Source organism: Aestuariibaculum sp. YM273 (assembly GCF_030908365.1).
GTDB classification, from domain to species: Bacteria; Bacteroidota; Bacteroidia; order Flavobacteriales; family Flavobacteriaceae; genus Aestuariibaculum; species Aestuariibaculum marinum.
Genome location: NZ_CP133090.1, coordinates 963,359 through 984,320 on the forward strand (window position 1 = coordinate 963,359; position 20,962 = coordinate 984,320).

Annotated in this window: 16 protein-coding genes, 2 tRNA genes and 1 pseudogene; 3 read left to right on the forward strand and 16 right to left on the reverse strand. The window is 34.5% G+C overall.

Going from position 1 to position 20,962, the window contains the following annotated elements:
* Positions 1 to 5 precede the first annotated feature (5 nt).
* The 6 genes from RBH94_RS03995 to RBH94_RS04020 all read right to left on the reverse strand — a co-directional run bounded on the left by RBH94_RS03995 (position 6) and on the right by RBH94_RS04020 (position 6,474).
* Positions 6 to 1,568, reverse strand: a complete 1,563-nt coding sequence (locus RBH94_RS03995) for a M56 family metallopeptidase (RefSeq protein WP_307882482.1) — start codon at positions 1,566 to 1,568, stop codon at positions 6 to 8.
* Positions 1,565 to 1,930: a BlaI/MecI/CopY family transcriptional regulator gene (locus tag RBH94_RS04000; RefSeq protein WP_307882483.1), complete on the reverse strand. Its 366-nt coding sequence runs from the start codon at positions 1,928 to 1,930 to the stop codon at positions 1,565 to 1,567. Before RBH94_RS04000 ends, RBH94_RS03995 begins: the two co-directional genes overlap by 4 nt.
* Before the next feature lie 382 nt (positions 1,931 to 2,312).
* Positions 2,313 to 2,990, reverse strand: coding sequence for a response regulator (locus RBH94_RS04005; protein WP_307882484.1), 678 nt, complete (start codon positions 2,988 to 2,990; stop codon positions 2,313 to 2,315).
* Between the two features lie 8 nt (positions 2,991 to 2,998).
* Entirely contained in the window at positions 2,999 to 4,819 is a 1,821-nt protein-coding gene (locus RBH94_RS04010) for a sensor histidine kinase (RefSeq protein ID WP_307882485.1), read from the reverse strand.
* 142 nt (positions 4,820 to 4,961) lie between these two features.
* Positions 4,962 to 5,117, reverse strand: coding sequence for a hypothetical protein (locus RBH94_RS04015; protein ID WP_307882486.1), 156 nt, complete (start codon positions 5,115 to 5,117; stop codon positions 4,962 to 4,964).
* A gap of 352 nt (positions 5,118 to 5,469) precedes the next feature.
* Positions 5,470 to 6,474 carry a LacI family DNA-binding transcriptional regulator gene (locus RBH94_RS04020; RefSeq protein ID WP_307882487.1) on the reverse strand — a complete coding sequence of 335 codons (1,005 nt, stop codon included), beginning with the start codon at positions 6,472 to 6,474 and terminating at the stop codon, positions 5,470 to 5,472.
* Between the two features lie 170 nt (positions 6,475 to 6,644).
* Between RBH94_RS04020 and RBH94_RS04025 the strand changes: the two genes are divergently transcribed.
* Positions 6,645 to 7,454, forward strand: coding sequence for a Cof-type HAD-IIB family hydrolase (locus tag RBH94_RS04025; protein ID WP_307882488.1), 810 nt, complete (start codon positions 6,645 to 6,647; stop codon positions 7,452 to 7,454).
* A gap of 255 nt (positions 7,455 to 7,709) precedes the next feature.
* Here RBH94_RS04025 and RBH94_RS04030 read toward each other — a convergent pair whose 3' ends face one another.
* Entirely contained in the window at positions 7,710 to 7,928 is a 219-nt protein-coding gene (locus tag RBH94_RS04030) for a hypothetical protein (protein ID WP_307882489.1), read from the reverse strand.
* 133 nt (positions 7,929 to 8,061) lie between these two features.
* Between RBH94_RS04030 and RBH94_RS04035 the strand changes: the two genes are divergently transcribed.
* On the forward strand, positions 8,062 to 8,940 hold the full coding sequence (locus RBH94_RS04035; protein ID WP_307882490.1) for a DNA-binding transcriptional regulator: 879 nt from the start codon (positions 8,062 to 8,064) through the stop codon (positions 8,938 to 8,940).
* Between the two features lie 237 nt (positions 8,941 to 9,177).
* On the opposite strand, the gene RBH94_RS04040 is transcribed toward RBH94_RS04035, so the two are convergent.
* The 9 genes and pseudogenes from RBH94_RS04040 to dnaE all read right to left on the reverse strand — a co-directional run bounded on the left by RBH94_RS04040 (position 9,178) and on the right by dnaE (position 19,696).
* The gene (locus RBH94_RS04040; RefSeq protein ID WP_307882491.1) at positions 9,178 to 9,549 is read right to left on the reverse strand and encodes a hypothetical protein; all 372 of its coding nucleotides are present in this window, start codon (positions 9,547 to 9,549) and stop codon (positions 9,178 to 9,180) included.
* Positions 9,550 to 10,043: 494 nt separating this feature from the next.
* Positions 10,044 to 10,117 (reverse strand) — tRNA-Asp (locus tag RBH94_RS04045).
* Between the two features lie 114 nt (positions 10,118 to 10,231).
* A complete protein-coding gene (locus RBH94_RS04050) occupies positions 10,232 to 11,335 on the reverse strand; it encodes a T9SS type B sorting domain-containing protein (protein ID WP_307882492.1) in 1,104 nt (367 codons plus the stop codon).
* Positions 11,336 to 11,431: 96 nt separating this feature from the next.
* A pseudogene (locus RBH94_RS16065) lies at positions 11,432 to 11,695 on the reverse strand (putative metal-binding motif-containing protein); the annotation flags it as partial.
* A 95-nt stretch (positions 11,696 to 11,790) separates the two neighbouring features.
* Entirely contained in the window at positions 11,791 to 13,209 is a 1,419-nt protein-coding gene (locus RBH94_RS04055) for a putative metal-binding motif-containing protein (RefSeq protein ID WP_307882493.1), read from the reverse strand.
* A gap of 389 nt (positions 13,210 to 13,598) precedes the next feature.
* Positions 13,599 to 13,672: transfer RNA gene (locus RBH94_RS04060), tRNA-Asp, on the reverse strand.
* Positions 13,673 to 13,752: 80 nt separating this feature from the next.
* Positions 13,753 to 14,682 (reverse strand): DUF58 domain-containing protein, encoded by a 930-nt coding sequence (locus RBH94_RS04065; protein WP_307882494.1) that lies wholly within the window; start codon positions 14,680 to 14,682, stop codon positions 13,753 to 13,755.
* Between the two features lie 94 nt (positions 14,683 to 14,776).
* Entirely contained in the window at positions 14,777 to 15,094 is a 318-nt protein-coding gene (trxA, locus tag RBH94_RS04070; RefSeq protein ID WP_307882495.1) for a thioredoxin, read from the reverse strand.
* Between the two features lie 213 nt (positions 15,095 to 15,307).
* Entirely contained in the window at positions 15,308 to 19,696 is a 4,389-nt protein-coding gene (gene dnaE, locus RBH94_RS04075) for a DNA polymerase III subunit alpha (protein WP_307882496.1), read from the reverse strand.
* 197 nt (positions 19,697 to 19,893) lie between these two features.
* Here dnaE and RBH94_RS04080 point away from each other — a divergent pair, with 197 nt between their 5' ends.
* Complete coding sequence (locus RBH94_RS04080) at positions 19,894 to 20,961, forward strand: lactonase family protein (RefSeq protein WP_307882497.1); 1,068 nt, start codon at positions 19,894 to 19,896, stop codon at positions 20,959 to 20,961.
* Position 20,962: the final 1 nt, after the last annotated feature.

Sequence of the window (20,962 nt, forward strand, 5' to 3'; positions counted from 1 at the left end):
CACTTCTATTCTTTATCTGCAACCTGAAATACAATAGGTAAAGAATAAGGCACCGTTACAACTTTCCCTTTTTGTTTACCTGGCTGCATTTTAGGTAACAGATTAATAACACGTTCAGCTTCAGCTTCTAAAACTGGGTGTGGAGCTCTTGCTCTTACATCAACAACATTTCCTTCTTCATTTATTTTAAATACAACATTAATGCGTTGTCTTCCCTCTAAATCTAAGCTATTGGCTAAATCGGTATTAAAATGTTCTCCCACAAATTTTGTTATTGCCTGAGACATACAATTTTTCCGTTCTGTATTAGATTCTAAAGATTCACACCCCGGAAATAAAGGAACATTTTCGATATAAGCAAATGGGACTTCTATATTTAGATCAACTTGAGATTCTGTTTTCATAAGCTCCTGAACTCCTTTTAAATTCATAAATATTTTATAAACTTTTCCTTCCTTTGACGTTTTATCAGACACTAAAGCATACCCGTCCGGCAATTTTTCTTTCTTTTTATGAATACTATAAGTCGCTTTTCCTTCATCTAGTAAAACCCATGCAACATATTCGTCGGGATTTGAAAACAAAAAGTTATCATATTCACTACGCTTATTTAATGTTGCTTCGTTAAACCTTTCTGCTATATTCACAGTAAATGTATAATCCGATAAGTTTAAATTATCCGAAGAATTTTCACTTTGTTTCTCACAAGACGTATACACCAACATGGTAATAACGGCCGGAATAAGAAATGCATACTTTAGTAACCTTGTGTGTTTTGATTTCGATTTTTGTAACATAATAATTCGTTTTTTGATTAATGATTGATTAAAAAATGGATTGATGAATGAAATGCTCTTGGTTTGAAATACCTGAGCTAATAAATTTTGATAATAGTGCTGTTTACTTTGATTTTTTACAGCTTCGGCATCGGCCAGAAACTCATGTAATTCTATGATTCGGTTTTGGTACATATATACCAACGGATTAAACCAGAATACAACACGAAGCCCTTCGAAAAACAACAAATCTAAACTGTGGTATTGCTTTACGTGAACCTCTTCATGACTTAAAATGAGTGCTTTTTCGTCGTCTTTTAAAAACTCACCTAAAAACACATATTTAAAAAATGAAAATGCCGAATCGCTATTTAACAGTTTAACAACAACTAATTTGTTTGAACTGGTTTTCGGGTTGTTAACAATTAACTTCAGGACTTTAAACAGCTTAAAACCAAACATAAATATGGCAATAGCCAAACCGATATAAAACAACAGATACACATACGACATTGAACTTGAAACTGACACTGCATTAACCTGATTTACGCCTTCAGAAACACCTTGAGATACATCTCCTACAATTACTGCAGGCAACTGAATAACATACTCTGGAGGAATGACTTCTTTAAATGACTCTATTTGTATAAAGGGCAATAGTATAGACAAAAGCATAGTGCCTATTAAATACAGCCGGTTCCAGTTAAAAAAGGTTTCTCTTTTTAAAAAGAGGTCGTAGATCAATAAAAAGAATAACTGAAAAGCTATGGTTTGTATAATGTAGTGTATCATAACTCTTCGCTTTTATTAATATCTTTTAAAACCGATTCTAACTCATTCAGGCTGATATCATTTTTCTTCATAAAAAAGGACACCATATTTTTAAACGAGCCCTGAAAATACCCATCAACCAGCTTATTAATAGATTGGTTACTATATTCGTTTTTAGGGATTATCGGGAAATAAATATGCCCCTTTCCTTCCTTTTCGTAATCTACAAACCCTTTATTTTCTAAAATTCTAACAATAGTCGACACCGTATTATATGCCGGTTTAGGCTCCGGTAATTCCTGTATTATGGCTTTAACATTTGCTTTTTCCAGTTGCCATAGAATTTGCATAATGTCCTCTTCGGCTTTTGTTAATTGTTTCATTTTGAAAGGATTTATGAGTTACACTTTATTCAAACTAAAAACTTAGTTCAAAACTAATATAACTGAAATTTTAGTTTAAACTAATTTATTAGTTGCAAATTTAAATAAGGAAAATATATAAAAAGAAGAAGCCCTATGGGTCTCTCACCTCCATAGGGCCTGTAAATTGCTATTATCAACAAAAAAATTGAGGGATTAATTAATTTTTTGAAGTGTTGATGCTACAAACTTAAGTATTACTTTTTATTTGTAGCTGCGGGAAACCCGCACTTAACAAATCAAGAATTCAGTAACCTGTTTATTAATAAGGTTTTCGGAAGATTTAAAAAAAATGATTTTAATCGAATTTTAACATATGTTAATCGAAAATAAAATCCTTTTCTTACACAAAACCTCTTTTACGTGCTTCTTCAATAAGGGTTTCATCCTGTCCGTCCTGTACATCGAAGATTTCACGAAGCTGTTTTTTCCGTTTTTCTACAGCACTTAACGAAATATCTAAATGTGGTGCCAAATTTTTAGTTTTTACACCTTGGGATAGTAAATGCAGAATTTTTCGATTTTTATCATCGATAACAATATCACTGGAATCTACTTTTCTAATATAGCTATTTACGGTTCCGCTATAAAACGGCGGATTATAAAGTACTGCCTGAAAGGCACTGGCTAATTCACTAGACGTTAAATCACTCTTTATTAAAAACCCTTCTGGATTAATGGTTTTTATAATGTTATGAATTCGAAATGATTCGTTAAACATGGTAAGGATAATAATTTTTGCTTTGGGCAATATTTCGCGAGCATAAGTCGCTAAATCTTCACCACTGGTCATTTTCCCGTCAGACGACGGTGGTAAACTAATATCTACAAACAACAGATTATATGGGTTTTCCTGCTGAATAGATTTATCCATCAAGTTTACGGCGTCGTCACAGTTATTTGCTATATCAATGCTCAACTCCTGATGCTCTTTTTTCGTAAAAAGAATGGTATTTTGATACCCTTCAATAATCATCGGGTGATCGTCAATCATTAATATTTTTATCTTTTCGGTATTCATTTTTAAATTTAGGTTATTGGGGCTTCAATAATAAGTTGTGTTCCTTTATTTATTTCTGATTTAAATTCTAGGGTTCCGTTAATATCATTAATTCTGGATTTCATATTTTTCAGTCCAATACCAGCTTTAGATTTGGTGTTATCGAAACCTGAACCATCATCTTCTATGGTTAGGCAAATTACATTATTTTTTAAAGTAAAACTAATATCAACACGAGTGGCATTGGCATGCTTATGGATATTATGAAGTGATTCCTGAACAATTCTATAAATATGAATTTTTGTTTTATTAGGTAATTCATCCCAGTTAATCACACTATCGTGATCTAACTTATAATCCAGTTTATATATAATGGTTTGCGTTTCTACAAACGTTTTGATAATGTCTATAAAACCAGCACCTGAGACAAAATCGGTGTTTAATTCGTGCGACACTTTACGTATATCCTGCTCGATATTTTTCAACTCATCGATATATTGACTTCGGGTTTGAACGGCTTCTGGCGTATTATTAAAATTTAAGCTATCCAGACTTAATCGCGTACCAAATAAACGCCCCAAAACGCCATCATGTAATTCTTGAGAAATTCGCTTCTTCTCTAAAGCTCTTGCCTCTTCTATTTTTTCATTTTGCGAAAGCATCAGATTATAAATCTCTTCATTAGCTTCCTGCTGCTTCTGAATTAATTGTAATTGTCTGTTTTTATTACGCTGTGTAATTACCAAATACAACAAAAATGAGGTAATTATTAAACTTACTGATATAACAAACAGCCACATGCGCTCTTTAGCAATTTGCACATTTTCGCGCTCTATTTGTTCGGTTTCATATTGTATTCTGGCAAATTTATTTCTTAAAGCCCTTTCATTTCTATGTAAACTATCACTAAGGTTAATGTATTTCTGCAAATAGTTTACTGCTTTTTCACCCGTTTCAATTTCAGAAAGCAACAACAAAGAACTCAATAGTTCATCATTATGGTATTGTTCAGCGATATTCCTGGCTTGATTTGCGTAGTACTTAGCCAAATCTATGCTCTTTTTATCCTTATAAAACTCGGCTAAATGTTGATTAATAGCTATTGAATTATATCCCTTTGGATTAACACTATCTGTAATATGCAATGCCTCGAAATACAAATCAGGAAGTTCACTATGTTCATTAGACAAATACAAAGAATGCGCGTAATTATCTAGAATTAAAGCATAATAATCAGGTCTGGTATTCATTAAATCTTCAACAAAGTCTGCATTTGCTAGTATCTCATTATATAGCTGGAGAGATCTACCATAATCTCCTGATTTTTTATAAGATAACGCTAAGTTATTTTTTGAAAAATTAATGCTTTTTCTATAATCCCCTTTTAAATCTTGTTTTAATGCAATGGCTTGTTTATAATAATAAATTGACTCTTCATATTGTTGTAATTCGCCAAAAACTAATCCTAAATTATTTAACAAAAAGGATTTTGTTTCTTTAACATCATTTGTCTGTCTCAGGGATTCCAGAATGGTAATAGCTTGTATGGATACTAATTCACTTGCTGTTAAATCTTTTTCATTTTTTAACACCACGGCAAGACCATACAATGTTTTTGCCAATTTATAATCTTCGTTCTGAATTTTAAATATCTTTTGTGCCTGATGGTAATGGTAATAAGCACTGTCGCCAATAAAACTATACCTGTAAAGTTCGCCAATGTTGAAATGTGCATTAGCGAGCAGAATTGAATCTTGAATTTTAAAATTTGAAACACTCTTTTTTATAGAGTCTATTTTCTCTAAATTACTATCATTCTGAGCATAAGATGAAATAAAACATAAAATCAAAAATATTTTAAATATCGGTTTCAAATAAAAGAGGATTAGCAAGGTATTCCTTCAAATGTATTTATAATTTTTGAATTATTACAAATAAAAAAACTCCTTACCTAAGGTAAAGAGTTTAAATTATTATTTGAAAAAACGGAATTTAGTCATCAATTCCACCACCTGTAATTGGTTTTTCAATTGTTATATCATTTGTGGCATCAATTAAAACATCATCTTCATTTAAATCTTGTTTAGTACATGATGTTAAACTTGCGAAAATTGCTGCAGCGATAAAGGTTATTCTTAGGGCTTTCATAATATTGATTTTTAAGGTTAATTATTTTATTATTTCTCTAAATTTTTAAATACAAAACATAAACCACAACTTCGAACAAATCGAAATTCTAGCTGAGGGAATAATGGAATAATTAACTAAAAACCAATAGGGTATAATAGCCCAATGATCTTATAAAAATATTTTATGAGGGATTATATTGACTTTAATGAAGTCAATTTTGAATGGATTAATTAAGCACTATATAAGTCTGAGGGTATTAATGACTTACGTGCTTAAACAAATTTATACGAAAGAAAATCTATTAATACAAAATAATCGATGAAATACCAAAATCATCGATTAAATGTATTTTTATCGACGAAAATAAATTTTAAACCGTTGATTTACTTTTAACTAGGCTCGTTTTAACAATAATAGTTTTAACGTCTTCATCGTTACTTTTGTTTTGTAGTCTATTAATTAACAACTGTGCTGCATTTGCGCCAATTTCCTTAGCATGTTGTCTTATAGTTGTTAACCTTGGAAACGTTAAGTTACTGTCTGCTTTACTAGAAAAACCAATAACAGAAATATCTTTAGGCACTTTTAACCCTAAATTAATGGCAGCATTTATAGCAATTACACCAGAAGAACTGTCGGCAGCTACAACCGCATCGATAGTAGGATTCTTTTTTAAGAAAGACATAATTTTTTTCTGATTATCATCCTTCTTTTTAATTTTTAAAACTATGGGCTTTGCCGCATTTTGTTCTAAAATCGCTTTGTTATATCCGCGCTCTCTTAATTTACCAACGCTTAAACTGTCTATACTGCTTATAAAAGCAATATTTTTACGCTTTTTAGATTGAAGGTTTTTAGTGGCATTATAAATAGCTTCAAAATCATCGACTATAACCTTATCACATAAAACATCATGAGCCACCCGATCGAACATAACTATGGGCAGTCCCTGCGCCATGGTTTTCTTAAAATGCTCCACCTCATTTTTTGTTTGGGTTTCTTCAGCTAAAGAAAGTATAAATCCATCAACACTACCATTGGCTAATAAATGCATACTTTCCTTCTCCTTTTCTAAAGATTCGTTTGATATACAGGTAATAATATTATAGCCATATTTGGTAGCTTCACGCTCTATTCCAAACAATACTTTAGCCAAAAAGTGATTTAAAATATCCGGAATAATTACACCAATAGTCTTGGTTTTATTATGCTTTAAACTTAAAGCAACTTTATTGGGTTTGTAATTATAAAGTTCGGCAAGCTCTTTAACACGTCTTACAGTTTCTTCACCAATCTCTTCACTATTATTTAATGCCTTAGAAACTGTTGAAATTGAAACACTCAACTCTTTTGCCAATTGTTTTAATGTTACCATATGGGTGTTAAAGAATATAATTTAGTTATTGCAATTTACAAAAATAGATTATTCAAAATACCGAATTAAAAAAAATCGATTTCGTAAAAACCAAGCAAAAATAAGTACTTTAATATTTAAATAACATATTAAAACTTAAATAATGGTATTTTTGCCCTTTATTATTGACTATGAATTTATCTAAAGTAAAATTAGTCGTGTCGGACATGGATGGCACACTTTTAAATCCTGAAAGTCAAGTTAGCAGCCGTTTTTTTAATCAGTTTAATGAACTTAAAAAACAAAACATCCATTTTGTTGCTGCTAGTGGTCGTCAGTACCAAAGCATTTTAGACAAATTAAATCATATAAAAGATGATATTTCCATTATTGCTGAAAATGGAGGCATCATGAAACACAACAGTGAGGAACACATCTTACTTCAACTTACCAAAGAAGATATTAAAATAGCTGTTGAGCTTTTACGAAAAGTAAACGGGGCTAATATTGTACTCTGCGGAAGAAAAGCAGCCTATATTGAAACATCGCACCCCGATTTTATTTCTAAGTTCGAAACCTACTACGCCGAATACAAAATTGTAGACGACCTAACCAAAGTTACCGACGATGTATTTTTAAAAATTGCGGTTTATCACAACGAATCGTCTGAGCATTTTGTGCTTCCTGAAGCTAAAGCTTTAAATAACCGACTTCAGGTTATTGTTTCAGGGCAAAACTGGTTAGACATTTCGCATATTGAAGCCAACAAAGCCTATGCTTTAAAAATATTACAGCAACAATTGGGCGTTACAGAAGATGAAACCATGGTCTTTGGCGATTACAACAATGACTTACAAATGCTAGGACTGGCTTACTTTAGTTTTGCGATGCAAAATGCACACAGCGATGTTAAGAAAATTGCGCGCTTTGAAACCAAAAGTAATTCGGAGCAAGGTGTTGAAAATATCCTGGAGGAATTATTGATTAGTAAACAACTATAAAAACAATAAAGGTTGCTAAACTTAAGCAACCTTTACTAACCAATAAACTAACCAAAAAATATTAAATATGAAAAACTGTAATTAGGGCTATTTGTAGTGCTTTGCTCTAATTACATAACAAAGATACATTGACATTACAAGTTATTTTACGACACAACATGTCCTAAATAACCTGACTTCACAAAAATAAAGAGCAGCGCTTTCGCACTGCTCTTTTGTAGAAATCAAATTAAACTTGCTATTAATCAATTCCCATTAAAACATAATCTGTTTTAGTACAAGTTCTTGTCGACCTGTAAGTTCTCTACCATTAACTTCTTTTAAAACTTCAACCATTTTTTCAAAAGAAAATTCTGGTAGTTCTTCATATTTGTAATCAATTTTCAAAAACAAGTCTTTCAAAGTCTTCACAGCCCTTAACAACATTTCATCTTGCTGCGATGCCTTTTCTAAAGTACATTCCAATTCTTTCAATTTAAAAAGTAACATGAACCTTTATTGCCTGTTTTGATAGCAAAATTACTATACATGCCCCTTTTCTAATACGACACGTCATGTCTAAACCCAATCATTTTATTTATATTTACCTAAAGACTAAGCCATAAGTATGAAAAAATATAATTCTATTGGAGAACTTTTCATCGACTACAGAGCATTTAATACCCTTTCGCAATCTGATTTTGCTTCTGAACTGAATGTTGATTTAAGAACCGTTCAACGATGGGAAAAGGATCTCACCTTAATCAAATCTGAAAAAGAGGAAGATATTGTTTTAAATACGCTTATGCCCTACCAGCTTATTCATAATTTAAATGCCGCTGTACCCATTCCAACATTTTACGATTTTAAAACCCGTAAATACTCCTTATCCTCACAAACCAATGCCCTTCCTAAACTTGAGTGGTATCTCGATCAAATAAATGTTGAATCAACCAATTTACGAACCATAGATTTTGATTTCGATATTAAGCATTTAGAGCACTTTATAGATTCACAAAAAAAAGATGACACCTACGTTAATCAAGAATTAATAAAAGAAGCCATACGCCTACTACCAGAGCTTAATTTCGTTTTTACGGGAAAAAGTGGTTATTATGCTGGACATTGTATTGTTCTGCCTTTAAAAGAGGAAGCATACTTAAAACTTAAAAATCAGGAAATAAGTAATAAACATTTAAGAGCCAGCGATCTTGTAAACTATAAAAACATAGAACGTCCCATTTTTTACAGATACGATATTACCGGAGATTGTAATGACTCCATTTTTTATGTTATGGCTAAATTTTTTAGGTTTTTCAGAACCATCGAAAATAAAAACTACCTAATGGTATCCTACACGGAAAGAGACGATAATTACGATTTAAACCTACAGATTGGATTACATATTGTTTGGGAAGACAAAGAGCTTCAAAACACATTAAACCTGGAATACCCGCCAAGGTTTTTGGAAGGTAATTTCGAAGAATTTTTGAATAAACTAAATTAGGCTTAATCAAAAGAAGAAAGGCTACAGTAGTACCCTTCTATACCTTACTGTAGCCTTTTACTAACCAAACCAACTATGAAAAAACTTTTTACTACGTTTTTACACTTCAAAGATACCACTGAAACACACAAATTATTGCGACATCACGTGTCATGCATTACCTAAAAAAAGCTTCCATTTCACACAAAAAAAAGCTCCTATTGATAGAGCTTTTATTATCAATAGTTTTATTTCATCTTACTTTGGAAAATCTTCTGCCACCCATTGTTTCAACATAGCTATTTCTTCGCTTGTTAATGCTGGCTTTTTACTTTTAAATGGCATATATTTTTTTTCGCTTACGGGTAATTCTACACGAGTAATAATATCTTCTATATTATTTTTTACTGCCCCATAAGTATCTAAAAATTTCTTCTTACCCTTTTCAGGAAAATGACAAGGCGTACAACTACGCTCCATTACCGGTGCAATATGTTGACTGTAAGAGACCGTAACATTCTCTTTTTTTACAGTAGTTTCTTTTGAAGATTTACAAAACTGGAACGTGAATATGACAAATCCAATTAAAATTAATGAGGCTACTTTATTAGCAAATTGTGTTAATCGCATAGTTGTTTGTTTGAATATTCCTTCTCTAAATATATAAAAAAATGTATTCCTATAAATAAAAAAGCTACAGTGAAGCACCCTAATACGCTTACCTGTAGCTTTCAACTAACCAAACCAACTATGAAAAAACTTTTACTACGTTTTTACATGACAAATTTACGATAGAAATACAGGTAACAATACGACATTACGTGTTTGCATAAAACGTGATTAAAACTATTTGGTTATAATATTTTAGAAAACTAATTCCTGGAAAAACTAAATTTCACATAAAAAAGAAAAGCTACAGTAAAGCACCCTAATACGCTTACCTGTAGCTTTTAACTAACCAAACCAACTATGAAAAAACTTTTTACTACGTTTTTACATGACAAATGTACGATAGAAATACATGTTGGTTTACGACAGTTAATGTCATACATTATATTCAAAATATCTATGTTAAATTTAAGGCATAAAAAAAGCCCTTATTTCTAAGGGCTTTTGCAATGTTGCGGTCTGGACGGGACTCGAACCCGCGACCTTCGCCGTGACAGGGCGACATTCTAACCAACTGAACTACCAGACCGTTGCGTATTGCGGGTGCAAATATACAATACTTTTTAATATATAATAATATTTTTTGATTTTTTTAATTTGTCATTATTTTAAGCATTCCCTGATCTCGCAAAAAGGTTAATATTTAACGTTTTAAAGTAACATGTCCTTTTAAGTATTCACCATCCTCATATAAAATATAATACCAGTAATCATCCGTTGGCATTTCCTTATTACGAGCTGTACCGTCCCAACCTAACTTTGGATCATCAATTTCACTGAGCAACTTACCATATCTATTGTATATATACACAGCTTTTATTTCATTTAACCTGTGTGTTACGCGCCAATAGTCATTAACACCATCGTTATTAGGGGTGAAAAATCTTGGAGGTAAACGAGAACCTTGTGTTGTAAAAAATTCTTCAATACAGAATGAATTTATTTCTGTATTGTTATATGGATTTATACGTACATAAATTTCTGCATCGTTAGGTAAATTCTTTGCCAGCCGATAGCTTACAACATTTCCAACATCCAAAGCATTAATAATATCACCACTATTCGGACTTGTTCCTATTGTTAAAATATAACCAATAGCAGATGAGACACCTGCCCAAGATATAGTTGTATCTACAGAAACATTTGTCGCACCATCTAAGGGCTGTGTTAAATATGTACATTGTAATGACTGTGAAATAGTAAGAGTAAAACTTTCTTCTGAATCACATCCATAATCACCAATATCATAAATATATAAGGTCACAGGATATGACAAAAAATCTGAAAACTCTATAACATCACCCGCTTCAAAAATAGTACCTGTTCCTCCCGAACCAGTGTAATACCTCTCATTACTTGACAAATTAGCTCCACTTATAGTAGGTAAAACAAAACTATCATCAACAATTTGATTGTTCACGTCATGTATATTTGGCTCAGAGATAATACCATCACAATTATTATCTAAACCATCGCATAACTCAGGTGCAGTAGGGTAAACTGCTGCATTAGTATCATCACAATCAGTATTATCTAAAATATAACCCGTGGGCGCAGTACATGCCTGAACAGTGTTTGAAGCATCCCCAAAACCATCACCATCCGCATCTGCATAATAAGTTGTTGTTACTCCCTCATCTACCTGACCATCACAATTATTATCTAAACCATCGCATAACTCAGGCGCATTAGGATATACTTCTGAATTAGTATCATCACAATCAGTACTATCTGAAATATAACCCATGGGCGCAGCACATGCCTGAACAGTATTTGAAGCATCCCCAAAACCATCACCATCCGCATCTGCAAAATAAATTGTTGTTACTCCCTCATCTACCTGACCATCACAATTATTATCTAAACCATCGCATAACTCAGGTGCAGTAGGGTAAACTGCTGCATTAGTATCATCACAATCAGTATTATCTAAAATATAACCCGTGGGCGCAGTACATGCCTGAACAGTATTTGAAGCATCCCCAAAACCATCACCATCCGCATCTGCATAATAAGTTATTGTTACTCCCTCATCTACCTGACCATCACAATTATTATCTAAACCATCGCATAACTCAGGTGCAGTAGGGTAAACTGCTACATTAGCATCATCACAATCAGTATTATCTGAAACGTATCCCGTAGGCGCAGTACACGCCTGAACAGTATTTGAAGCATCTCCAAAACCATCACCATCCGCATCTACATACCAAAATAACTGTCCTGTAACAGAAAATCGGAATCATCAACCAAGCCATCCCCATCATTATCTAGTCCGTCACAAGTTTCTGTATCCACACAATCTGCAATACCATCGCCATCTGTATCTGAAAAACCTTCGTCTATATCTCCATCTCCATCATTATCTAATCCATCACAAGTTTCTGAATCCATACAATCTGCAATCCCATCGCCATCTGTATCTGTATCTGAAAAACCTTCATCCACCTCACCATCACCATCATTATCTAGTCCGTCACAAGTTTCTGTATCCATACAATCTGCAACACCATCACTATCGGAATCTGAAAAATCTTCGTCTACATGACCATCACAATTATTATCAACACCGTCACATAACTCTGGTGCATTAGGATAAACCGCCGCATTAGTATCATCACAGTCAGTATTATCTGAAACATAACCTGTAGGTAAAATACATGCCTGAACAGTATTTGAAGCATCTCCAAAACCATCACTATCAACGTCTGCGAAATATGTTAGTGCTATTTCATCGATTTGACCATTGCAATTATTATCTAAACCGTCACAAGGAATATCAGGAACCCCTGGGTTAACAGAAGCATTTGAATCATCACAATCAATATTATCTGAGACATAACCTACTGGAGCTGAACACGCCTGAATAGTATTTGTGGCATCTCCATACCCATCGTCATCTAAATCTGCATACCACATTGCCAAACCAACGACAGAAGGATCGGAATCATCAACCAAACCATCTCCGTCGTTATCTATACCATCACATATTTCCATTTCGGAACAATCGGGGACACCATCTCCATTTAAATCTGGAGCATCTTCATCAATGCGGCCATCACAATCGTTATCTACCCCATCACAAATTTCCAAAGCGCCAGGATAAACTGAAGCAGCAGTATCATCGCAATCATTATCATTAGCTACATATCCCACGGGATTTACACAAGCCTGAACACTATTTAAAGCATCTCCATAACCATCGCCATCACCGTCTAAATAAAAGGTAGTTGTTGCAATCTCGTCTATTTGACCATCACAATTATTATCAACACCATCACAAACCTCAATAGCATCGGGATTAATTGCTGAATCAGTATCATCACAATCATTACCATTAAGCACGTACCCTGCAGGAGCCGATACTGCATCTATTGATTTCGACGGATCTCCGTACCCATCACTATCTTCGTCAGCATAAAACGTAATAACAATTTCATTAGAAACTAATTCTTTAACTGGTTTTAATTCAAATTTTAAATCATTTAAAACACTCGTATCTTCTCCTTTTACACCAACAAAATATAAATCTTTAGTTCCAGTAAAATATCTTAAACTGATTAAATTTTGAAAAGCTATTATAATTATTATGGTTGGATATGTAAAGTAAATATGCTTCACAGTATTCTGATTTCTATTTTGATAAATTATTCTGTTTTGTTTAACACCACTTCGTAAACATAACTTCTTTTCAATAAAAATCTGAAATATTTTAGAAAAACAACCACAAAATCAGGATGATTAACTTACTCTCAACGTCTTCGTTAGCTTTTAAGAATTTATATTTGACCGAATACTATTAACAAATCAGACGCATAAGTAGAATTTTAGAAAAACAGCTGTAAACAAAAAAAGCATCCCGATTTTCTGTTAAGAAAAAAGGAAAGCCTTTCATTGGAACACCAAAAAACTTTGGTAATCACTACTACTCCCAATTTACATTGGGACAACACAACTTCTTTATAGTGCCAAAAAAAGCCCTAATCACTTAGAGCTTCTCTGCAATGTTGCGGTCTGGACGGGACTCGAACCCGCGACCTTCGCCGTGACAGGGCGACATTCTAACCAACTGAACTACCAGACCGTTGCTGTATTGCGGTTGCAAATATACATCCCTTTTTGTTTACCGCAAACATTTTTTTGAGTTTTTTTTGAGTTTTTGTTCTACCCGAACTTCTTACGCTCTACCATATATGTTAAAAGTATATTATTAAAATCATCGTTAACATCTACCTCAACATATTTAATATTGTATTTCAAACAATTATACTGCACCTCCTTAAAAAAAGCACTCACCGCTTCGTTATAATTGTGCTTAATGGTGTCGGCATATAAATTTATAAACTCACCGGTTTCAACATCAACAAAACGTTTGGGCTTATTATCGAAATCGAATAACAACTCCTTTTCCTTATCAATGACATGAAATAAAATTACTTCATGCTTGTTGTATTTTAAATGACGAAGTGCCTCAAACAACTTATTAGGATCTTCCATAGCCTGAAACATATCAGTAAATAAAAATATTAAGGAACGCCTGTGAATCTTTTCAGCTATTTGATGTAAATATGTATACGTATCGGTTTGTTTGTTTATTGGTTTTTGGATGACCATATTAGACAGTTGATTTAACAACATTTGATGATGACGCTCACTCCCCTTTTCCGGCGCATAATAATCGTATGCATCGCTATAAACACTTAAACCAACAGCATCGCGCTGCTTTTTTAAAATCCCCATTAAAGACGCCGAAGCTAAAGCTGAAAATGCAATTTTATTTAAATGATGAATAGAAAACTTATTCATGCTTGGGTAATGCATCGAACTACTATTATCGATAATAATATGACACCTTAAATTTGTTTCATCGTCATAACGTTTGGTGTATAATTTATCGGTTTTTGCAAATAGCTTCCAGTCGATATGACGTGTACCCTCGCCTTGATTGTATATTTTATGTTCGGCAAACTCTGCTGAGAACCCATGAAACGGACTTTTATGCATTCCGGCAATAAATCCTTCGACAACTTGCTTTGCCAGCAATTCTAAGTTTTTAAACCCTTCTGCTTTATTAAGTTCGCTTTGTAAATTCATTATTTATGGTCTCTTTCTTTAATTAAATCTATCTAAAATAAAAAAGGTTTGCTATTACTAGCAAACCTTTTAGATAATCTTTATGTTTTATAGACTATAAAAGCGAGTCAATTGCATCAGTGTATGCATTTTTAGGTGCTACACCAACTTGTCTTCCTACTACTTCTCCGTTTTGGAATACTAATACTGTTGGAATATTACGCACACCGTATTTCGCAGCGAATTCTTGGTTAGCATCAACATCAACTTTTCCTACTACCGCTTTACCATCGTACTCTTCGCTAATTTGCTCAATGATTGGTCCTACCATTCTACAAGGTCCACACCAAGCAGCCCAAAAATCAACCATTACTGGTTTATCACTCTTTAATACCGTTTCCTCAAACGTTGCATCTGTTATTTCTAATGCCATAATATTTATGTTTTAATTGTAATACTATTTTAATGTTACAAAATTAGTCAAAAAAACTCCTAAAGCTTACAAAGTAACAATTTGTTTTATTTATAACTCGATTGTTTAAGCTTATTTTAAGATTTTTTTATATTTCAGACTCATTTTGACTTTCTTAGCTCTACCATAGCAAAACAAAAAAGCTTCCGCATTTATAGGAAGCTTTAGTATTAATTAATTCAATTTAAACTTAACATGCTCACTCTCAAGTTCACTAATTAATTCCTGACACACTTTAACTTTTTGGCGTCGGCTTGGCATGTGTAGTTTAATTTTTTCCTGATTATCGTAAACCACAAAATTCAAGGCCTGATTACCCGGATGCATATCGATGAGCTCCTTCAACCTTGAAATTGTGCTTTCTTTTAAATCGCCTATCTCAAGCTGAATGGATAATTTCTTTGCATAACTCTCCATAACATCATGCAACAACTGAAAATTATTAAACTGTAAACGTGGTTCACTGCGTTTACCGGTATCTTTATTAATCCACCCTTCACGAACAAATGTTTTTACGAATACAAAATTGTTATGCATTAAGAAGTGTCTGAATTTAAGATATTCTTCACCAAAAATTCTGAATTCAAAACTATCGGTATAATCTTCAACGGTAAACATAGCCCAACCTTTACCTTGTTTACTTACACGGTGTTGCACATCGGTAACTACCCCACCAAAGACCAGTTCTCGATTAACATAAGGGTCTAAGGTTTTAAAAAAACTTAAATTGGCATTACAAAAGGTTTTCATCTCTATTTTGAAATCATCCAACGGATGCCCCGAAATATAAATACCAACCACTTCGCGCTCTTTAGCTAGTTTTTCCATCGTTCCCCACTCTTCACATGGTGGCACCTGAGGTTCTTCAATCTGCACTTCACTCGCTTCGCCAAACAAACTTACCTGAGACGAATTTTCATTTTCCTGATGCTTACTTCCGTACTTAATAGCTTTTTCTAAAAAAGTAATTCCATCGCCTTCATCGTGAAAATACTGTGCTCTATGTGTTTTTCCGAAACCATCAAAACCTCCTGCTAAGGCTAAGTTTTCAAAAGCCTTTTTATTAGCTGCTCTTAAATCAATACGTTTGGCTAAATCGAAAATAGATTTATAGTGACCGTCTTTTTTTCTGTTTTCAACAATCGTCATTACCGCACCGTGACCAACACCTTTAATCGCCCCCATACCAAAACGCACTGCATTGTCTTTATTTACCGAGAATTTATAAAACGATTCGTTCACATCAGGTCCCAAAACATCCAATTTCATGCGCTTACACTCTTCCATAAAAAAGGTCACCTGCTTAATATCATTCATGTTATTCGATAATACCGCTGCCATATATTCTGCAGGATAATGAGCTTTTAAATACGCCGTTTGATAAGCAATCCAGGCATAACACGTAGAGTGCGATTTATTGAACGCGTAACTCGCAAAAGCCTCCCAGTCTTTCCAAACCTTTTCCAAAACCTTGGCATCATGACCATTGGCGCTCGCCTGATCGATAAACTTTGGTTTCATCTTGTCCAGTACGGCAATCTGCTTTTTACCCATCGCCTTACGCAGTACGTCGGCTTCACCTTTCGTAAATCCAGCCAGTTTTTGCGACAGTAACATTACCTGCTCTTGATATACCGTAATACCATAAGTTTCCTGAAGGTACTCTTCCATTGCTGGTAAATCGTACTCAATCTCTTCATCGCCATGTTTTCTACGAACGAAAGACGGAATGTATTCCATTGGCCCCGGTCGGTACAAGGCATTCATCGCAATAAGATCTTCGAAAACCGTTGGCTTTAAATCACGAAGGTGTTTTTGCATTCCAGGCGATTCGTATTGGAACACGCCAACTGTTTCTCCCCTTTGGAACAACGCATAAGTCTCTTCATCATCTAACGGAAAATTCTCCGGATCGAGCTGAATATCATGTTTTGCCTTTACTATTTTAACGGTATCCTTAATCAGAGTTAATGTTTTTAACCCCAGGAAATCCATTTTAAGTAGTCCGGCTTCTTCTACTACCGAGTTATCAAACTGAGTGACGTATAAATCGGAGTCTTTAGCTACTGATACGGGAACGAATTTGGTAATATCGTCTGGCGTGATAATCACACCACAGGCATGAATACCTGTATTACGCACCGAACCTTCCAGAACTTTTGCCAGGTTTACGGTTTCAGAATCCAACCCTTCACCATCGGCTATGTTTAAAAGTTCGTTTACTTTTTCTAATTCTTCAGCTCTGAATTTATCTGCTAGTCCTTTTTCATCTAAACCAAAAATTTTATTCAGTTTAGACATATTCGGAATTAACTTCGCAATCCTGTCGGCATCAAACAATGGTAAATCCAGTACACGCGCCGTATCACGAATAGACGACTTCGCAGCCATGGTACCATAAGTAATAATTTGCGCCACCTGGTTTGCGCCGTATTTCTTGATTACGTAATCCATAACCCGACTTCGACCTTCATCATCGAAGTCAATATCGATATCGGGCATACTAATACGATCCGGATTTAAGAAACGCTCGAAAAGCAGATCGTACTTCATCGGGTCGATATTGGTGATCCAGAGGCAATAGGCTACCACCGACCCTGCTGCCGAACCACGCCCCGGCCCTACCGACACATCCATATTTCGGGCTTCACGAATAAAGTCTTCTACAATCAAGAAGTACCCGGGATATCCAGTATTTTCAATTACCGACAATTCGAAATCCAAACGCTCGGTAACTTCTTCAGTTAAAGGCTCGCCGTAACGCTTTTTAGCACCTTCATAAGTTAAATGACGTAAATAGGCATTCTCACCACGCTTACCGCCATCAACTAAATCTTCTTCATGTTTAAATTCATCAGGAATTCCAAAGGCTGGAAGCAAAACATCACGGGCCAGTTCAAAAGGTTCTACCTTATCGACAACCTCTTGAATATTACTAATCGCATCTGGAATATCCTTAAATAGGATCTTCATTTCTTCCGAAGACTTAAAGTAATATTCTTGGTTAGGTAAACCATAACGATACCCACGACCACGACCTATTGGCGTTGCCTGTTTTTCACCATCTTTTACACACAATAAAATATCATGCGCATTAGCATCGTCCTTTTCACAGTAATATGTATTATTAGTCGCAATTAATTTAACATCATGCTTTTTAGCAAAATCAACCAGCACCGCATTAACTCGGTCTTCATCTTCCTGATTGTGACGCATCAATTCGATATACAAATCGTCACCAAACTGCTCTTTCCACCACAGCAACGCTTCCTCTGCTTGGTTTTCACCAACATTTAATACCTTACTAGGCACCTCACCATACAAGTTTCCGGTAAGCACTATGATATCTTCTTTATACTGCTCTATTAGTTTTTTATCAATACGTGGCACATAGTAAAAACCGTTAACGAAGGCATGAGACGATAGCTTAGCCATGTTATGATAACCGTTCTTATTTTTAGCCAGTAAAACCACCTGATACCCATTATCTTTTCTGGTTTTATCTAGATGATCTTCACACACAAAAAACTCACAACCAATAATAGGTTTTATCTCTTTTACATCGGTTTCTTCTCCATTTTCCTGAGCCGCTGCTATTTTAGCCTGAGCCGATTTGTTATGTGCACTTACCGCTTTAACAAAGTGAAATGCTCCCATCATATTCCCATGATCGGTTAACGCTACCGCCGGCATATTGTGTTTTGCCGCTTCGGCCACCAACGCAGGGATACTAATAGTGGATTGTAAAATGGAGAACTGCGAGTGATTATGCAGATGAGCAAATTCAACTTCCTTTAAATCGGAAATATTTTGTTTAATTTCTTCAGAAGAAATCTGAGTCCCTTCAGCCTTTTTAATGCGCTCACGAATTTTAGCACTTTCCTGTTTCAGGTTAATGTGCTTTAATCCGATAAGCTCAATCTCCTTCGGATTTGCTTCTTTAAAGTTTTCGAAGTAATCTTCCTCGACATCTAATTCTTCCTTTGTAAACTCCTCTAAACGAATTAACTCCAAAAAACAACGCGTCGTTGCCTCAACATCGGCAGTTGCGTTATGGGCTTCAGCGAAAGGCTGCTTAAATAAAAACTCGTGTAACTCGGTAAGTGTTGGCAACTTGAATTTACCACCACGACCTCCGGGTATCTGACATAATTCGGCAGTATGCTCGGTACAAGTATCTAACACAGGGAGTTCCTGAAGTACGTTAGCCATATCACCACGAACAAACTCGGCACCCATAATATTCAAGTCGAACTTTACATTTTGTCCGACAATGAATTTGGTTTTCCCTAACACGGCATTAAACTTTTCAAGAACTTCAACTAAGGGCACGCCCTGCTCCTGAGCCAACTCGGTAGAAATCCCGTGAACCTTCTCGGCATCATACGGAATATTAAATCCTTCCGGTTGCACCAGATAATCCTGTTGATCGATACAATTTCCCATACCATCGTGTAACTGCCATGCAATTTGTATACAACGTGGCCAATTATCGGTATCGGTAATGGGTGCATCCCATCGTTTTGGTAAACCTGTGGTTTCTGTATCGAAAATTAAGTACATCCTGAAAGTTTAATTTATTGTGAATAAGAAGATTATAAAAACCGATCTTAGTGGATAAAAATACATAGAAATTCATCGAAATTAAAGTGAATTTATCACGAGTTGTAAACAACAAAACCGTCTATTATGTATCTTATTTATTTTCATTTGAATAAACTCAATTTAAACCTTATTTTTGAAATAAAATCACCCTAACCATGAAACTTAACTTTAGCCTATTATTCATTGCCTTTAACCTACTACTTGGCTACTCACAAAACATCGACATGTACCTTGGTACTTTTACCGATGGTGACAGCGAAGGCATTTATAAACTACAATTCGACACCATTCAAGGTACTTTGAGCAACACTAAATTAATCGCCAAAGCTGAAAGCCCCTCATTCCTTGCATTTTCTCCTGACAGAAACTTTTTATATGCTACCTGTCGTGAAAGTGATGGCATCATTTCGGCATTTAAAATTAAAAACGACGACACTTTAGAGCTTTTAAATAGTGTTGATAGCCATGGTGGCAGCCCTTGTCATGTTGCTATTAACAATCTGGGAACAAAACTTGTAGTTTCTAACTACGGTGGTGGCACTATCGCATTGTATGACATAAACAAAGATGGCAGCTTAACTGAAGCCTTACAGGTTTTCAAACAAAGTACAGACGAGCAGGCGTCTCATGCGCATTCCGCTCAATTTATAGACAATAATTTATTCGTAGCCGACTTAGGCAGAAACTCGGTTTTTAAATATCAACAAAGCAATATTGGAGATGGCTATAAATTAAAAACCGAATCTATTGTGAACATGCAACCAAAAGCAGGCCCAAGACATTTTACCGTTACCAAAGATCACAAGTTCTTTTATATCATAAATGAGTTAAACAGCACAGTTACCGTAGCAAAACACACCAATAAAGGTTTTAAACTTGTGGAACACATTTCTACTTTAGATGATGATTTTAAAGGAGAAAGCTACTGCGCCGATATTCATTTAAGTCCAGACGAGCAATTTTTATACGGCTCAAACCGTGGCGAAAATTCTATAGTTGTTTTTAAAAAACATCATGCTACGGGGAAACTTAAAAAGATTCAGAACATATCGGTTGAAGGCGACTGGCCAAGAAATTTCACTATAGATCCGGCTGGTAATTTCCTGTTAGTAGGCAACCGAAGAACCAACAACATTAGTATATTTTCAATAAACAAGAGAACTGGAAAACTTAAATTTTCAAATTCATTTAACGTACCAAGTCCGGTTTGTTTATTATTCTAAA

What these genes read in the sequence shown, in the direction of transcription:
- RBH94_RS04005 (WP_307882484.1), bottom strand. Translation starts at nt 2,990, where the DNA reads ATGAATACCGAAAAGATAAAAATATTAATGATTGACGATCACCCGATG.
- RBH94_RS04035 (WP_307882490.1), top strand. Translation starts at nt 8,062, where the DNA reads ATGAAAAAATATAATTCTATTGGAGAACTTTTCATCGACTACAGAGCA.
- RBH94_RS04025 (WP_307882488.1), top strand. Translation starts at nt 6,645, where the DNA reads ATGAATTTATCTAAAGTAAAATTAGTCGTGTCGGACATGGATGGCACA.
- RBH94_RS03995 (WP_307882482.1), bottom strand. Translation starts at nt 1,568, where the DNA reads ATGATACACTACATTATACAAACCATAGCTTTTCAGTTATTCTTTTTA.
- RBH94_RS04065 (WP_307882494.1), bottom strand. Translation starts at nt 14,682, where the DNA reads ATGAATTTACAAAGCGAACTTAATAAAGCAGAAGGGTTTAAAAACTTA.
- RBH94_RS04020 (WP_307882487.1), bottom strand. Translation starts at nt 6,474, where the DNA reads ATGGTAACATTAAAACAATTGGCAAAAGAGTTGAGTGTTTCAATTTCA.
- trxA (WP_307882495.1), bottom strand. Translation starts at nt 15,094, where the DNA reads ATGGCATTAGAAATAACAGATGCAACGTTTGAGGAAACGGTATTAAAG.
- RBH94_RS04000 (WP_307882483.1), bottom strand. Translation starts at nt 1,930, where the DNA reads ATGAAACAATTAACAAAAGCCGAAGAGGACATTATGCAAATTCTATGG.
- RBH94_RS04080 (WP_307882497.1), top strand. Translation starts at nt 19,894, where the DNA reads ATGAAACTTAACTTTAGCCTATTATTCATTGCCTTTAACCTACTACTT.
- RBH94_RS04015 (WP_307882486.1), bottom strand. Translation starts at nt 5,117, where the DNA reads ATGAAAGCCCTAAGAATAACCTTTATCGCTGCAGCAATTTTCGCAAGT.
- RBH94_RS04040 (WP_307882491.1), bottom strand. Translation starts at nt 9,549, where the DNA reads ATGCGATTAACACAATTTGCTAATAAAGTAGCCTCATTAATTTTAATT.
- dnaE (WP_307882496.1), bottom strand. Translation starts at nt 19,696, where the DNA reads ATGTACTTAATTTTCGATACAGAAACCACAGGTTTACCAAAACGATGG.
- RBH94_RS04050 (WP_307882492.1), bottom strand. Translation starts at nt 11,335, where the DNA reads ATGGGTTATATTTCAGATAGTACTGATTGTGATGATACTAATTCAGAA.